Source organism: Colwellia sp. RSH04 (assembly GCF_003545765.1).
Lineage (GTDB): Bacteria > Pseudomonadota > Gammaproteobacteria > Enterobacterales > Alteromonadaceae > Colwellia.
In genome coordinates, this window is the sequence record NZ_QXIO01000003.1 from 183,953 (window position 1) to 199,433 (window position 15,481).

13 protein-coding genes are annotated in these 15,481 nt (G+C 39.1%); 1 reads left to right on the forward strand and 12 read right to left on the reverse strand.

The window, feature by feature from the left end; genetic code table 11:
• Positions 1-2: 2 nt before the first annotated feature.
• The 3 genes from mutT to D1094_RS06390 all read right to left on the reverse strand — a co-directional run bounded on the left by mutT (position 3) and on the right by D1094_RS06390 (position 4,183).
• Positions 3-422 (reverse strand): 8-oxo-dGTP diphosphatase MutT, encoded by a 420-nt coding sequence (gene mutT, locus D1094_RS06380; RefSeq protein ID WP_118959259.1) that lies wholly within the window; start codon positions 420-422, stop codon positions 3-5.
• Positions 423-492: 70 nt separating this feature from the next.
• Positions 493-3,174 (reverse strand): preprotein translocase subunit SecA, encoded by a 2,682-nt coding sequence (gene secA, locus D1094_RS06385; RefSeq protein ID WP_118959260.1) that lies wholly within the window; start codon positions 3,172-3,174, stop codon positions 493-495.
• A gap of 55 nt (positions 3,175-3,229) precedes the next feature.
• Positions 3,230-4,183: a M23 family metallopeptidase gene (locus D1094_RS06390; RefSeq protein ID WP_118959261.1), complete on the reverse strand. Its 954-nt coding sequence runs from the start codon at positions 4,181-4,183 to the stop codon at positions 3,230-3,232.
• 56 nt (positions 4,184-4,239) lie between these two features.
• Here D1094_RS06390 and D1094_RS06395 point away from each other — a divergent pair, with 56 nt between their 5' ends.
• Positions 4,240-4,740, forward strand: coding sequence for a DUF721 domain-containing protein (locus D1094_RS06395; protein WP_118959262.1), 501 nt, complete (start codon positions 4,240-4,242; stop codon positions 4,738-4,740).
• 81 nt (positions 4,741-4,821) lie between these two features.
• Here D1094_RS06395 and lpxC read toward each other — a convergent pair whose 3' ends face one another.
• From lpxC to murD, 9 genes are all read right to left on the reverse strand, one after another.
• Positions 4,822-5,739 (reverse strand): UDP-3-O-acyl-N-acetylglucosamine deacetylase, encoded by a 918-nt coding sequence (gene lpxC / locus D1094_RS06400; RefSeq protein ID WP_118959263.1) that lies wholly within the window; start codon positions 5,737-5,739, stop codon positions 4,822-4,824.
• Between the two features lie 256 nt (positions 5,740-5,995).
• Positions 5,996-7,165, reverse strand: coding sequence for a cell division protein FtsZ (gene ftsZ / locus D1094_RS06405; RefSeq protein ID WP_118959264.1), 1,170 nt, complete (start codon positions 7,163-7,165; stop codon positions 5,996-5,998).
• A gap of 60 nt (positions 7,166-7,225) precedes the next feature.
• Entirely contained in the window at positions 7,226-8,461 is a 1,236-nt protein-coding gene (gene ftsA, locus D1094_RS06410; RefSeq protein ID WP_118959265.1) for a cell division protein FtsA, read from the reverse strand.
• A complete protein-coding gene (locus D1094_RS06415) occupies positions 8,454-9,284 on the reverse strand; it encodes a cell division protein FtsQ/DivIB (protein ID WP_118959266.1) in 831 nt (276 codons plus the stop codon). Before D1094_RS06415 ends, ftsA begins: the two co-directional genes overlap by 8 nt.
• A 5-nt stretch (positions 9,285-9,289) precedes the next feature.
• The gene (locus tag D1094_RS06420; RefSeq protein WP_118959267.1) at positions 9,290-10,249 is read right to left on the reverse strand and encodes a D-alanine--D-alanine ligase; all 960 of its coding nucleotides are present in this window, start codon (positions 10,247-10,249) and stop codon (positions 9,290-9,292) included.
• Between the two features lie 2 nt (positions 10,250-10,251).
• Entirely contained in the window at positions 10,252-11,715 is a 1,464-nt protein-coding gene (gene murC, locus D1094_RS06425; RefSeq protein ID WP_118959268.1) for a UDP-N-acetylmuramate--L-alanine ligase, read from the reverse strand.
• 13 nt (positions 11,716-11,728) lie between these two features.
• On the reverse strand, positions 11,729-12,841 hold the full coding sequence (murG, locus tag D1094_RS06430; RefSeq protein ID WP_220452529.1) for an undecaprenyldiphospho-muramoylpentapeptide beta-N-acetylglucosaminyltransferase: 1,113 nt from the start codon (positions 12,839-12,841) through the stop codon (positions 11,729-11,731).
• A complete protein-coding gene (gene ftsW / locus D1094_RS06435; RefSeq protein WP_118959270.1) occupies positions 12,838-14,052 on the reverse strand; it encodes a cell division protein FtsW in 1,215 nt (404 codons plus the stop codon). The genes murG and ftsW overlap by 4 nt, the downstream gene beginning before the upstream one ends.
• On the reverse strand, positions 14,049-15,464 hold the full coding sequence (gene murD, locus D1094_RS06440; RefSeq protein WP_118959271.1) for a UDP-N-acetylmuramoyl-L-alanine--D-glutamate ligase: 1,416 nt from the start codon (positions 15,462-15,464) through the stop codon (positions 14,049-14,051). The genes ftsW and murD overlap by 4 nt, the downstream gene beginning before the upstream one ends.
• Between the last annotated feature and the right edge of the window lie 17 nt (positions 15,465-15,481).

Consider the following 15,481-nt stretch of genomic DNA (forward strand, 5'->3'; position numbering starts at 1 on the left):
TATTACACAGCAAAACGTTTAACTAACAATTCAATAATAGGGTAGTTTGCTTTAGGAAAGTTCATTTCTGCAAGTTTTGATAAAGCAAACCATCCTTCTTTTTGTCCTTCAAGTGCCTTAGGTTGGCCTTCAAAGTTATCAACAAGGTAAACCTGTAGACAAACCTTTTTATCGCCATAATCATGTGTAATTGTGCTTAAATGCTCGCATGAAAGCACATCAATGGCGACTTCTTCTTTTAATTCTCTAGCTAAAGCCTCGCTTACTGTTTCACCTTGCTCAATTTTTCCACCAGGAAATTCCCACTTGTTTGCTTGGTGAACATGTTCATGACGCTTCGTTAAGAAAAAAAGCACCTCTTCACAACCAAAGGTTGCCTTTTGCACAATAACACCAACTGCAACATTAACAGTACTTATCATATTTTAGTCCTATAAATAAAAAAGCTGACATGTATGTCAGCTTCAAATGTTAATAGTAAAAACTATGTAGCTAGTTTAATTTACCATGACACTGCTTATATTTCTTACCTGAGCCACATGGACACGGTTCATTCCGACCTACACGTGGCATTTGAGGGGTATCTTCAGCCCCAGAAGCAGACTCATGTTTGAAGTCCATTGGTACTTCTTCTGCTTTTCTATGTTGCTCTTCAACCGCCTCTACATCAGATTCTGCCCTAATTTGTACTTTAGACAAAATACCCACGACATCGTATTTTAAGGTGTCGAGCATAGTAGTAAATAGCTCAAATGACTCACGTTTATACTCTTGCTTAGGGTTTTTCTGTGCATGAGCACGAAGACCAATACCTTGACGTAAATGATCCATTGCTGATAAATGCTCTTTCCAGTGCGAATCTAAACTTTGTAGCATTACTGCTTTTTCAAATTGACGCAATACATCAGCACCGACAGCTTCTTCTTTATCTTTATAGACTTGTTCAAACTCAGTGATAATCTTCTCACGTAAGCTTTCTTCATGAAGTTTCTCATCTTCTTCAAGCCATTTAGCAATAGGAAGATCTGTAGTGAACTCACCTTTAAGCTGTTCTTCAAGCCCAGTAATATCCCACATTTCAGCAAGTGACTGTGGCGGAATATGTTGGTCAATAACAGAGTTAATCACATCACTACGAATTGCATGTACCACTTCAGCGATATCTTCTTCATCAAGTAATTCATTACGTTGCTCGTAAATAACACCACGTTGATCATTGGCAACATCATCATATTCTAATAGTTGCTTACGCATATCAAAGTTACGACCTTCAACTTTTCTTTGCGCATTTTCAATGCTTCGCGTAACCCACGGATGCTCAATCGCTTCTCCGCGTTCCATGCCCAATTTACGCATCATGTTTGAAATACGCTCTGACGCGAAAATTCGCATTAAAGAATCTTCCATTGAAAGATAAAAGCGTGTCGCACCAGGGTCACCTTGACGACCTGAACGACCACGTAACTGGTTATCAATACGACGTGATTCATGACGCTCTGTAGCGATAATTTTTAGACCACCGATAGATTTAACTCTTTCGTGATCTTCTTTCCATTTCGCTTTCGTTTTTTCTATTTGCTCTTCTGTAGGGTTCTTCAGCTTAGCAATTGCTGCATCCAAATTACCGCCCAAAACAATATCTGTACCACGGCCGGCCATATTAGTTGCAATAGTGACGGCACCTTCTTTACCCGCATCAGCAACAATTTCAGCTTCTTGCTGATGGAATTTAGCGTTTAAAACTTTGTGCTTGATTTTAGCTTTTTTAAGGTAATCCGATAAAAACTCTGACGTTTCAATCGCAATGGTACCAACTAATACAGGCTGGCCACGTTCAACACAATCTTTAATATCTTCAAGAATGGCTTCAAACTTTTCTTCTGTGGTTAAGTAAATTAAATCAGCCATATCATCACGAACCATATCCCTATTGGTTGGAATAATAACGGTTTCTAAGCCATAGATATGATTAAATTCAAATGCTTCAGTATCTGCAGTACCTGTCATACCAGACAGCTTTTCATAAATTCTAAAATAATTCTGGAAAGTAATAGAGGCTAACGTTTGGTTTTCATTTTGTATATTCACGCCTTCTTTAGCTTCCACCGCTTGATGTAAACCTTCAGACCAGCGACGACCTTCCATTGTTCGTCCTGTATGTTCATCTACAATGACAATTTCGCCATCTTTTACAATATAGTCAACATCTTTTTGGAAGAGCTTATGTGCTCTTAATGCCGCCATAACATGATGTAATAAGGTTATATTTGCAGCAGAGAATAAAGTATCCCCTTCCTGTAACAAGCCCTTTTCAGCCATGATTTCTTCGATACGAATTTGGCCACGCTCAGTTAAGTAAATTTGCTTAGCTTTTTCGTCAATGGTGAAATCACCAGTACTTTCTTCACCTTCTTTGTCTTCTTCTTCTTGCTGTTCAAGTGTTGGTACAATGGTATTAATAGTACGGTAAAGCTCTGAACTATCTTCCGCTTGCCCTGAAATAATCAGTGGTGTACGGGCTTCATCTATTAATATTGAGTCTACTTCATCGACAATAGCAAAGTGCAGTGGTTTTTGTGCTCTTTCTTGTGGCGAAAATACCATGTTGTCACGCAAATAATCAAAACCAAACTCGTTGTTAGTTCCGTAAGTAATATCAGATTGATAAGCTGCTTGTTTTTCTTGCGTTGAAAGGCCAGGAATATTACAGCCAACAGTTAAACCAAGAAATTCAAAAAGAGGTCGACTCCAATCAGCATCACGTTGAGCTAGGTAATCATTTACTGTAATTACGTGAACGCCCTTACCTGTTAAAGCATTTAAATAAGAGGGTAAAGTTGCGGTTAATGTTTTACCTTCACCGGTACGCATCTCCGCTATTTTGCCTTCGTTTAATACCATGCCACCAATCATTTGCACATCAAAATGGCGCATACCAAAAACACGTTTACTTGCTTCTCGAACTACAGCAAAAGCCTCTGGAAGTATTTCTTCTAACTTCTCATCTTGCGCTAATCGTTCTTTAAACTCTGCAGTTTTCGCTTTAAGTTCATCGTCACTTAGTGCTTCAATAACCGGCTCTAGTGCATTTATTTTTTTTACTTCTTTGCGCATTTGTTTTAGTAGTCTATCGTTGCGGCTACCAAACATTTTAGTTAACAAGTTTACAAACATCTTTTTTAAACCATTTATTGAATATAGACAGAAATCAATCTGTTATTGGTGAATTTTATTTTTTATTCTTTGCTTTACGATAAACATATTTTACTGGGTTTATCTGTGTATTGTGTTTTAGTATTTCATAATGAACATGTGGCCCTGTTGAGCGACCTGTACTACCCATTTTGGCAATGACCTGCCCTTTATCGACTACATCTCCTACTTCAACAAGTAAGGTCTTATTATGACCATAACGTGTTTTAAAACCGCCGCCATGATCTATCTCAATAAGTTGTCCATAGCCATAACGTTTATTTGCCCAGCTAACAACACCAGCACCCGTTGCAATAACACCTGTGCCCTCTTTACCTGCAAAATCGACACCTTTATGCATAGTTGGTCGACCGTGAAAAGGATCTTTCCTCATACCAAAGTAAGAAGATAACCACCCCTTTTGAATTGGACGACCAGATAAATAGCGATTATTTTGTATATGGTGACCAAAGGTTAAAGATTCAAGCAGTTGTAACTGCTTTTCTTCATGATTAATGCTACTTTCTAATTGCTCTATCTCTTTAAGTAAAGTAGGTATTGGCTTTTGATTAATTTCATTAACTGATATTGAGGGGCCACCACTAGGGGGTAGTTGACTAAAATTAAATTCTTTATCGGGTATATTTGCATCATCGGCTAAACGCTCACCCAGTGCATTGAGTCTTAATAGCTGACTTTGTAATTCAGCAAGCTTTATTGTAAGTGCAGTAACTTGTCGCTTTTGTTGTTGTGAATTAACCGTATCATTTTCTAAAATATCGTTTTCGTTACTGATATACTGTAATTTAGACGACTCCGACTTAGTTAGTGAATATTGCTCTAATGATTGAGTTTGTTTTGATGGCAACATAAGGTGAACACAAACACCTGAAATTATCGCGAACACAGTTAGCGCTGATAACCAATGCAACTTAGATAATTGCATTGAAAATCTAACGTTTTTTCCGCGATATAGTAATGTTAAACTCATAATACGTTCTGTGTTTAATGTAATTTGAATAAAGAGTTGAATGAAAGGTAGACATTATGGCTCGTAAGCCTAAAAAACCACTTAACTTATCGACACTGTTGCAATCAACGACAGGCACTTTGGCACAAATCCAGTCAAAAACCAACTCTTTGGCAATATTGGCCGACATTGTACGACAAATATGCCCTGATTTACCAGAAGAGGTATGGCATATTGCAAACTTTCGTCAAGACACACTGATAATTGAATTAAAATCTCCTGTTTGGAGTCAAAGATTGCAGTTTGAGCGAAATAAAATTTGTCAACAACTTGCTATTGAAACCGAAGGACAGTGTTCTAGAATTGAAATCAAAGTCAATCCGCAAGGTTTTACCACAAAAAAAACAAGCGAAAATTTAAATGCGTTATATAAAGCTGCTGAATCAACCAAAGCCACCACCAGAGCAACCCCTTCTAACCCTGCTACGGCAAAGTTATTACTTGATGTTGCACAAAACGCCCCAAAAGGCTTAAAAGAAAAGCTTGAAAAGTTAGCTAATGTTGCAGGAAAAAAATAGCGGACCACACAAAGATAATCACAAAAAAGCCGAACTGAAAGTTCGGCTTTTGTTTACTTAAAACGGTATCAACTACTGAAATTAAAATGCTGTTGCATTAATTTCCTGATATTCAATAGGTGAAGATTGTGCATCTTCATAAGTGACCCATTCCCAAGCATCTTCTTGTTTAAACACTTCACGAAGTAACATATTGTTTAAGCCATGGCCTGATTTAAACGCGTTAAGCTCGCCTAAAATACTAGCGCTACCCATGTACAAATCACCAATAGCATCAAGAATTTTATGTTTTACAAACTCATCATCATAACGAAGTTCATTTTTGTTAAGCATGCGGTATTCATCCAACACTATCGCGTTTTCTAAACTTCCGCCTAAAGCTAAGTTATGAGAGCGTAAAAACTCAATGTCTTTCATAAAACCAAACGTACGAGCTCGACTAATCTCTTTAATAAAAGAGGTACTTGAAAAGTCCATACTCATTGTTTGACATGTAGAAGCAATAACAGGGTGTTCAAATTCAATAGCAAAATTTACTTTAAAACCTTCATAAGGCTTCAATTCTGCCCATTTATCACCCTCTTCAACACGTATTGTCTTTTTAATACGTAAGAAGCGCTTAGCAACATTTAATGTTTCGATGCCAACTGACTGAATGAGATATACAAAAGGTAACGCGCTGCCATCCATTATTGGAATCTCTGGAGCATCAACATCGACAATAAGATTATCAATGCCCAAACCAGCAATTGCGGATAACAAATGTTCAACCGTAGATATTTTGATATTTTGCGGGTTAACTAAACAAGTACATAGGGTTGTTTCACCCACAGCTTCAGGTGTCGCTTTAATATCAACAACTGGATCTAAATCAACACGGCGGAAAACAATACCGGTGTTTGCTTGTGCAGGACGGAGAGTGACCTGTACTTTCTCACCTTTATGTAATCCAACACCGACGGTTGATACACTGTTTTTTATTGTACGTTGCTTAATCATATTAGCCTCGCCTTCTTAACATTTGCGCTGAGTTTAATCTGTTCAAAAAGACATTAAACTTTATATGCCGAATAAACATAGTAATAGCCAAATTCGACGGGCGCATAATATATCAAAGTTTACTAGTAAAATCAAAATTTAATCAATTAACTAGTTCTCTTATATCCCAAAGTTGTAATCACTTTCATCTATAACATACGTTAACTGTCATGTTATTTTCTACAACAAAATTGTAGAAAAATTGTAACTTGATTTCTTAGTCAGCCTGCTTACGTAAAAATGCGGGGATATCTAAATAGTTATCTAGATCTGCCGCTGCAACTTTTTGTGCATTGCTATCAGTCATAGTAATAGTCTCTGCAGATACTGCTGCTTGAACTTGAGGCGCTGCCGCTGGCGTGTAATCAGCACCAACAACCTTAGGCTCTGCTGCAGGCATAGGGTTAACTAAAGTAATATCAGGCTTAACTTCTGCACCAATACCCGTGGCAACTACAGTTACACGTAGTTCTTCGGTCATTTCAGGATCAATTACTGCACCAACAACAACCGTTGCATTTTCAGAAGCAAACGCTTTAACTGCATTACCTACCGTTTCAAACTCGTCAATACTGATATCCATACCTGCGGTAATGTTAACTAAAATACCGCGTGCTCCTGCTAGGTCGACATCTTCTAGTAATGGGCTAGAAATTGCCGCTTCAGCTGCTTCTTCAGCTCTATCTTCGCCTGAAGAAATACCCGACCCCATCATTGCTGTGCCCATTTCAGACATAACAGTGCGTACATCGGCGAAATCGACATTAATTAAGCCTGGGCGAGTAATTAACTCAGCGATACCTTGAACAGCACCTAGTAATACATTATTTGCCGCTTTAAAAGCATCAAGCAGGCTGGTACCAGGCCCTAAAACCTTCAATAATTTTTCATTTGGAATTGTAATTAATGAATCAACGTTTTTACTCAAGAACTCAATACCTTGATCGGCATAGTTCATACGTTTTTTCCCTTCGAATGGGAAAGGTTTAGTGACAACTGCAACGGTTAAGATACCCATTTCTTTAGCAACTTCAGCAACAACAGGTGCAGCGCCAGTACCAGTACCACCTCCCATACCTGCAGCGATAAAAATCATATCAGCACCATCGAGGGTTTGTCTGATAGTTTCTCTATCTTCTTCTGCAGCGCAGCGGCCAATTTCAGGATTTGCACCAGCACCTAAGCCTTTAGTAACGTCAGCGCCTAGCTGTAAAGTTACATCAGCAGATGAATTCCTTAATGCCTGTGAGTCGGTGTTCGCAGTAATAAACTCTACACCTTCAATGGTTTGAGTTACCATATGCTCAACGGCGTTTCCGCCACCTCCGCCGACACCGATAACTTTAATTACCGCCTCTTCGTTATGATCTTCCATCAATTCAAACATTTTCTCTCTCCGTTTTTACTTAACAAATTGTTTAACTAATTAAATTACTTTTGCCTGAGCTTAAAACTCACCTTTAAACCAAGCATGAATTCGTGACCACAAGTCTGTCACGCCTTCACTCTTATTCTTTTCATGACCCTCTTGATTATTAGCTTGCATACCGTAATGCAATAAACCAACAACCGTTGCATAACTTGGGTCGTTTACATACTCTTTAAGTCCTTGAACAGACAGTGGATTTGCAATCCTTACTGGCATTTGGAAAACTTCTTCGGCAAATTCAACTACACCTTCCATCTTCGCTGTACCACCAGTTAATACATAACCTGCAGCGATCTGATCCTCTAGGCCAGATTCTCGAAGTTCTTCTTGAATCAATTCAAATAACTCATGGTATCTAGGCTCTACTACTTCAGAAAGTGTATGGCGAGACATTGAGCGCGCTGGTCTGCCGCCGACACTTGGCACGTCGATATTTTCTTCCATACTTACTAATTGTTTAAGTGCACAAGCATATTGCACTTTAATATCTTCAGCATGACTTAAAGGCGTTCTAAAAATTTTGGCTATATCACTGGTTACTTGATTGCCCGCAACAGGAATAACCGCCGTATGGCGTAAGGCACCACCAGCAAAAACAGCAATATCCATCGTTCCTGCTCCCATGTCTACGACACAGATACCTAATTCTTTTTCGTCATCAGTTAACACGGCATAACTTGAAGCAAGTGCTGAAAAAATTAGTTGATCGGCCGATAGTTCACAGCGTTCAACACACTTTACCAAGTTTTTTGCCATATCATTTGCACAGGTCACAATATGAACTTTTGCTTCCATACGAACACCTGACATACCAATTGGGCTCTTAATGCCCTCTTGAACATCAATGCTATATTCTTGTGGTAACACATGTAGCATTCTGCGCTCTGCTGAGATAGGTACTGAACGCGCTGTATGAATAACATTGTCTACATCGTCTTGAATAACTTCTTTGTCATTAATGGGCACCATGCCATTTTCATTTTGACAACTAATATGTTTACCTGAAATACCTAAGTAAATGGAGCTTATTTGACAGTCAGCCATTAATTCAGCTTCATTAATAGCGCGTTGAATAGATTGAATTACTAAATTCAAATCATTAACACCACCTTTATCCATGCCACGTGCAGGCTGATTACCTACGCCAACAATGCTAAGTTGGTTATCTGGGGTAATTTCACCAACAGCCACTGATATTTTGGACGTACCAATATCCAGACCGACGACTAATTTCCTTTCTGCTGCTTTAGACATTTAGGTTTTTCTCTTGCTCATTTATATTGCTTTGCTGTGTTGTTTCAACAATGTTTTTCCAACCAACAGCCAATCCTGTATCATACCGTAAATCAATGTAATCAACCGCCTGATTTTGCTCTTTTTCTGTATTTATTTGCGCTTTGATTAAAGAATATACATCCATGAATCTTTGTATACGTTCTACACGCTCTTCGCGCCCTAAATTTAGGGTAATTCCGTCATTTAATGTTAATTGCCATGAATAACGTTCTGTTAGCACCAACTCATCAATTGACAAGGCTTTGTAATCTAATAACGCATTTAAATTGCTATAATTATCAAGAGCCATCTGCTCAGAACCTTCAGGACCATAAAATTTAGGTAACGGATGATAAACCCTAGCAATATCAGCCTGAAAAGCCTTACCAAATTGATTTAACAAAAAATCACCATTCCATAACGCTACGGGTGTTTGATCAACAACATATATTTTTAATTCATCTGGCCAATGCTTCCTAACAGCTACCGAATATACCCAAGGCAAAGCCAACACTTTTTCTTGAACTTCATCTACATCTACTGTAAAAAAATTTCCTAAATCAACATCGTCAATTGCTTGCATTACATCATTGCGCTGACTATAAGGCATTTCACCTGCCACAATCACTGAACTAACAGGGACATTTTCTTGCCCCAAAAAGTGTTGGCTTAACCACCAACTAGCTGCAATCAAACCAAACAGTACTGAGACGAAAAAAAACAACCCTAAACCAAAGCTCCACGCAGGTGCTTGGTTAAATTTTTTGCTTTCTGTCTTCTCAACTGTTTGCTTTTTGGGCATAGTTATTAACCTACAATGCTTAACGCAAGAATTCTTTCAACTAACTCTTCAAAGCTTAATCCAAACTGCTTTGCTGACTTTGGCACTAAAGAGGTCTCAGTCATACCTGGGACAGTGTTAACTTCTAATAATTGCCATGTACCATCACTATTTCTCATCAAGTCAACTCGTCCCCAGCCACTTGCACCCGTTGCTTTAAAAGCGCTTAATGCCAATGTTTGAATGACCGCTTCATCTTCCTCATTTAAACCACACGGGCAATGATACTGAGTACTGTTTGATTGATATTTAGCCTCGTAATCATAAAACTCGCGCGGTGTTTCCATATGTATTGCTGGTAACGCGTGTTCACCTAGAATACTTACCGTGTATTCTGGCCCATCTATCCATGCTTCCAACAAAACTTGTTGATCAAAACCGAAGGCCTCTTCTAAGGCATTGGTTAATTGTGCAACGTTGTTAGCTTGAGCCATACCAATACTTGAACCTTCATTCGCTGGCTTAACCATTACCCTACCGCCAAGCTGTTGCAATAATTCAGAAAGAGCTGGCTGACGTTGTTGCAACGATTCAAAGTCAGACTTATTCACCACTCGATAAGGTGCAGTTGGTAAGTCGCTTGCCGTGAAGACTTGCTTGCTTCGCACTTTATCCATAGAAAGTGCTGAGCCTAATACATTTGAGCCCGTGTAAGGAATACCAAGATACTCCAATGCACCTTGCAAACAGCCATCTTCTCCGCCTCTACCATGCAAAGCAATAAAGACACGATCTATCTTATGTTTCAAAAGGTTTGATAAATCAAAGCCTTTGGTATCAATCAACTCAACTTGATAGCCTTTGTTCGCTATGGCACTGGCAACGGCTTTACCTGAATTTAACGACACATCGCGTTCAGCTGAATTTCCGCCATATAGCACAGCAATTCTTTCTTTTTTGAGTTGTTCTATTTCTTTACTAAACATCACTAACCGCCTTTAACTTGCAGTAAGCTATGTTCTGATAAACTTCGTGACACTGCACCAATATTTCCTGCACCTTGGGTAATAACCATATCGTTATCTTGTAATTGTGCGGCGAGTAGCTCAGGGAGTTTATTTACATCACTGACATATATCGGTTCAACTTGGCCACGCTGTCTTATTGAGCGCGCTAAACTTTTACTGTCTGCTGAAGGTATACTTGCCTCGCCTGCAGCATAAACATCGAGTAAAAATAAACAGTCAACTTCTGACAGTACTTCAACAAAATCTTCATATAAATCGCGAGTACGTGAATAGCGATGAGGCTGAAACACCATCACTAAGCGTTTATCTGGCCAACCAGCTCTCATGGCTAAGATAGTTGCTTTAACTTCACTCGGATGATGACCATAGTCATCAACAAGTACCATGTTTCCTGCTGAAGTTGATAAGTCGGCTAATTGTTCAAATCGACGACCTATACCAGCAAAATCAACTAAAGCCTGACATATTGCCTCATCTGCAACACCTTCATCTTTTGCTACTGCAACACCCGCTAGTGCATTTAATACATTATGTTGGCCTGGCAAGTTTACACTCATATCTAATGGCGGTTGACCTTCAATTTCAACTGTGAAGTGACTTACGCCACCATTTTGCTGGTAGTTAACAGCTTTAACATCAGCATCATCAGAGAAACCATAAGTAATAACTTGTCTGCTAATTCGGGGCAAAAGCTCTCTAACTACTGGGTTATCTATACACACAACCGCTAAGCCATAAAATGGTAAGTTATGAAGAAACTCTATGTAGGTATCTTTGAGCTTTTCAAAATCACCTTGATACGTTTCCATGTGATCAGCATCAATATTAGTGATGACTGCCACCATAGGTTGTAAGTGTAAAAATGAAGCATCGCTCTCATCGGCTTCTGCCACTAAGTAGCGACTACTGCCTAAGCGGGCATTTGTGCCTGCGCTATTTAACAAGCCACCAATAACAAACGTTGGATCTAATTGACCTTGAGCAAAAATACTTGCAATTAAGCTCGTGGTTGTGGTTTTTCCATGGGTACCCGCAATCGCAATACCGTGACGAAAGCGCATTAGTTCAGCGAGCATTTCAGCTCTTCTTACAATAGGAATACGTTGTTCTTTCGCTGCGCTTATTTCAGGGTTTTCTTGATTAATTGCTGTTGAAACGACTATCACACTTGCATCAATAATGTTTTCTTTGGCATGCCCAATAAAAACTTTTGCGCCTAATTTGGTTAAGCGTTTTACAACTTGATTTTCGCCAATATCAGAACCAGAAATTTGGTAGCCTTCATTTAGTAGTACTTCAGCAATACCGCCCATGCCTGCGCCACCAATACCCACAAAGTGAATACGTTTTACACGGCGCATTTCAGGGACATGTGCTCCGTATTGGTTTCGCTGCTGTTGTGTTCTGTTTACTTGCTGAGTCATAAATTCTCTAATATTACTTTTTACTTGCTAGTTGCTGACATAACTCAGCAACTTTTTCTGTTGAGTGCATATCTGCTGCTTTGTAAGCAGCAGTAGCCATTTTTTTTAATATCGTTTTATCTTTAAATAACAACGTTAACGCCTGCGTTAATTTTTCAGCACTAAAATCGCGCTGAGCAATCAATTGTGCCCCACCACTTTTTACCAAAAACATCGCATTCTTGGTTTGATGATCATCAACCGCATGAGGTAGCGGGACAAAAATAGCTGGCTTAGCTGCCATTGCAAGCTCTGACACTGTTAAAGCACCTGCTCGACAAATTACAATATCTGCCCATTGATAGGCTTGTGCCATATCCTCAATAAACTCTGTTACTTTTACAGTGTCGCTAACTGCGCAGTTATCATTTAAATCATTGCTATACTTAGCCTGAACAGCTTCTGCGTTCCCTTTTCCTGTTTGATGCCAAATACTGCATTGCTGTCCAGCCGCTATTATATTTACAAAGGCCTCTGGCACAGTATTATTTAAAACTTGTGCCCCTAAACTGCCACCAATCACTAATATATGTTGGTTCTCATCATTATTTTCTTGGTCTTGGTTTACTTGAGCAATAGCTGTTCTTAATGGATTGCCCACCACATGGACATTGTTCCCAGATTGCTTAAATGCACCAGGAAAAGCACTACAAACAGTCGTTGCAACACGAGCTAATAGTCTATTTGTCATGCCTGCAACTGCATTTTGCTCATGAACTATAACGGGACGTCTTAAAAGCCACGCAGCAATACCACCAGGCCCACTGGCATAGCCGCCCATCCCCAGTACAACATCTGGTTTAATTTTACGTATCACACAAATCGCCTGAAAAAGTGATTTAAGCAAAGTAAACGGCATCGTTAATAATGTTTTAATACCTTTATTTCTCGCGCCTTTTACCTCGATAAACGAAATATCAAAACCGTGATTCGGTACTATTTGTGCTTCCATACGCTCAGCAGTACCAAGCCAATGAATATGCCAGCCTTTATCTTGTAATGCTTGAGCAACTGCCAGCCCAGGAAATATATGACCTCCAGTGCCACCAGCCATAACTAATAATGTCGGAGAAGCATTCATATTCATGCTTTAGCCCCTCGTCTGTTGGTACTGGTTGCTTGCAAGCTCTGCAATCGAATTTCATGATCTATTCGAATTAAAATAACGAGTGCTATGGTCATGGTAATCATAGAACTACCGCCATAACTTATTAATGGCATGGTTAAGCCTTTTGTTGGCACAATACCTGCGCTGGCGCCTATATTTACTGCTGCCTGAAAACACATCCAAATGCCAATAGCATAAGCGAGAAACCCTTCAAAATATTTTTCTTTCGCTAACGCTTTTTTACCGAGGGTCATCGCTTTAAATACTAAAGCCATGCTCAGTAACAAAATAAAAGTTACGCCAATAAAACCAAACTCTTCTGCTAATACTGCCATAACAAAATCGGTATGAGCTTCTGGCAAATATTCTAGTTTTTGAATGCTATTACCTAAGCCTTGACCTAATAATTCACCTCTGCCATATGCCATTAATGATTGTGTTAATTGATAACCACTACCAAAAGGGTCTTGCCAAGGGTCTAAAAAACTTGTGATTCGTCGCCAACGATAAGGTTCAAATATTGCTAACATTGACAGTAAAAAAACACCCACTGATGATAAACCAATAAACTGCCACAATTTTGCGCCAGCTAAAAATAGCAAACCAAATGTCGTAACAAACATAACAATAATGGTACCTAAATCAGGCTGCATCAGTAACAAGCTTGCTAGCACACCGAAAACCACCAAAGGTTTCACAAAACCCTTAATGTTTTCCATTACCTGCTCTCTTCTTCTGACTAAGTAAGCAGCTAAATAACAAAAGAAAAATAATTTTGCGGGCTCTGCTGCTTGAACCGTAATAGGGCCTAGCACTATCCATCGAGTGGAGCCATTAACGGTCCTACCTACGACTAACACCACCATCAACAATAAAATAGCAAAGCCCAATAGGTAGCTACTATTTTGTTGCCACCATGACATAGGTATTTGCAAGGCAATAGCCGCAATACCGAGGCTGAGAACAATATAAATGCCATGACGTATAACAAAATGAAATGGATTATCGAATAATCTCTCAGCTACAGGCATTGATGATGTTGCCACCATCACCAAGCCAACCATATACATAATCAAACCAAGCACTACAAAGCTGCGATCAAAAGTTGCGGTATTATGTTCCGAACCTATGGTTATATTGGTTATCCATTTTGGCAACTCAATCGGTAATGTTTTTATAGCTGAGGTCATATGCGTTCCCCAGCGATTTTGTTCACTAACGCAATAAAGTGTTCACCACGCTCAATATAATTCTTAAACATATCTAAGCTAGCGCAGGCAGGAGAAAGTAACACTATGTCACCTGAACTTACCAATGAAGTTGCTTGCTCTACTGCATCTTGCAATGAACTAACTTGATAGCACTTGACTGAAGTATTCTCACTTTGTTTTGCTATACGACTGCCATCTTTACCAAAGGTTATTAAGCTACCTACGTGTGCAGCAAGTACTGAATGCAATGGCGTGAAATCTGCTCCTTTACCTTCACCACCTGCAATTAAGACTATACGGCTATTAGGTAGTTTTGTTTTAGCTAACCCTTCAATTGCTGCTAGCGTAGCACCAACATTTGTTGCTTTAGAATCGTTAATCCATTGCACTTCTTTATAGTTGGCAATGCGCTGACAACGATGCGCTAATCCCATAAAGCCACTTAAACTTTCACTCATAGCAGATAATGACCAACCTGCGCTATAACCTAAGGCGAGTGCCGCTAAATAATTCAAAGCGTTATGCATACCTGCAAGTGGTAAGTCTGTAAGTGAAACGAGTGATTGCTGACCAAAGGCTAAATAAGGTTCGTCGTTAAGGTATTTAATACCAAAATGATCCTCAATGGGTTCGTCACTGCCGAAACTTATTGCTTGTTCTACAGTGTGAATTGGGAAAGTTGCTTGATCATCTCGATTAAACACAGCGGTATTCGCCTGAAGATATATTCTCTGTTTAATCTCTTGGTAGTTTTTCATCGTTAAATGACGATCTAAATGATCATCACTTAAATTCAACACAGAAGCGGCAATAGCTTTCATACTATTAAGCGTTTCTAATTGGAAGCTAGAAAGCTCAAAAATAAGCATTTCTGGTTGGTTTACTGATTCATTAGACTTGTCATGTTCAAGTTCTAGTAATTCAAGTACTGGCAAGCCAATATTTCCACCTAGCTTAGCATTAACCCCAAGTTCTTTTGCTATGTATGCTAATAGCGATACAACCGTAGATTTACCATTTGATCCTGTTACTGCCAAAATGGGAATAGGCTTAGCTTTAGCATTGTTTACTTGGCAGAAAAGCTCTACGTCACCTAACACCAAACATGAATCGTTTATCCAATCGCGAATACCAGTAGCCATTAAATCTATGCCGGGGCTTGTGACAATTATATCTGCATTATTAATAGTCTTTTGGCACCAATACCCAGTAATTAATCTTGTATCTTCAAATTCTTTAGAGAATTCGCGTGAATCAATTGCATTGTCACGACTGTCATTAACAACAAAAGATAAACCTAACCTGTGCAAATACTTGGCACAGGAAAGCCCTGTTACCCCAGCACCTAACACCAGTAGTTTTTTATCTTTTAATTCTGTTAAAAACGTCATTAATGTAAAAGCCTATC

What these genes read in the sequence shown, in the direction of transcription:
- D1094_RS06395 (WP_118959262.1), top strand. Translation starts at nt 4,240, where the DNA reads ATGGCTCGTAAGCCTAAAAAACCACTTAACTTATCGACACTGTTGCAA.
- murG (WP_220452529.1), bottom strand. Translation starts at nt 12,841, where the DNA reads ATGAATATGAATGCTTCTCCGACATTATTAGTTATGGCTGGTGGCACT.
- ftsW (WP_118959270.1), bottom strand. Translation starts at nt 14,052, where the DNA reads ATGACCTCAGCTATAAAAACATTACCGATTGAGTTGCCAAAATGGATA.
- D1094_RS06420 (WP_118959267.1), bottom strand. Translation starts at nt 10,249, where the DNA reads ATGTTTAGTAAAGAAATAGAACAACTCAAAAAAGAAAGAATTGCTGTG.
- ftsA (WP_118959265.1), bottom strand. Translation starts at nt 8,461, where the DNA reads ATGTCTAAAGCAGCAGAAAGGAAATTAGTCGTCGGTCTGGATATTGGT.
- lpxC (WP_118959263.1), bottom strand. Translation starts at nt 5,739, where the DNA reads ATGATTAAGCAACGTACAATAAAAAACAGTGTATCAACCGTCGGTGTT.
- murD (WP_118959271.1), bottom strand. Translation starts at nt 15,464, where the DNA reads ATGACGTTTTTAACAGAATTAAAAGATAAAAAACTACTGGTGTTAGGT.
- mutT (WP_118959259.1), bottom strand. Translation starts at nt 422, where the DNA reads ATGATAAGTACTGTTAATGTTGCAGTTGGTGTTATTGTGCAAAAGGCA.
- murC (WP_118959268.1), bottom strand. Translation starts at nt 11,715, where the DNA reads ATGACTCAGCAAGTAAACAGAACACAACAGCAGCGAAACCAATACGGA.
- ftsZ (WP_118959264.1), bottom strand. Translation starts at nt 7,165, where the DNA reads ATGTTTGAATTGATGGAAGATCATAACGAAGAGGCGGTAATTAAAGTT.
- D1094_RS06390 (WP_118959261.1), bottom strand. Translation starts at nt 4,183, where the DNA reads ATGAGTTTAACATTACTATATCGCGGAAAAAACGTTAGATTTTCAATG.
- secA (WP_118959260.1), bottom strand. Translation starts at nt 3,174, where the DNA reads ATGTTTGTAAACTTGTTAACTAAAATGTTTGGTAGCCGCAACGATAGA.
- D1094_RS06415 (WP_118959266.1), bottom strand. Translation starts at nt 9,284, where the DNA reads ATGCCCAAAAAGCAAACAGTTGAGAAGACAGAAAGCAAAAAATTTAAC.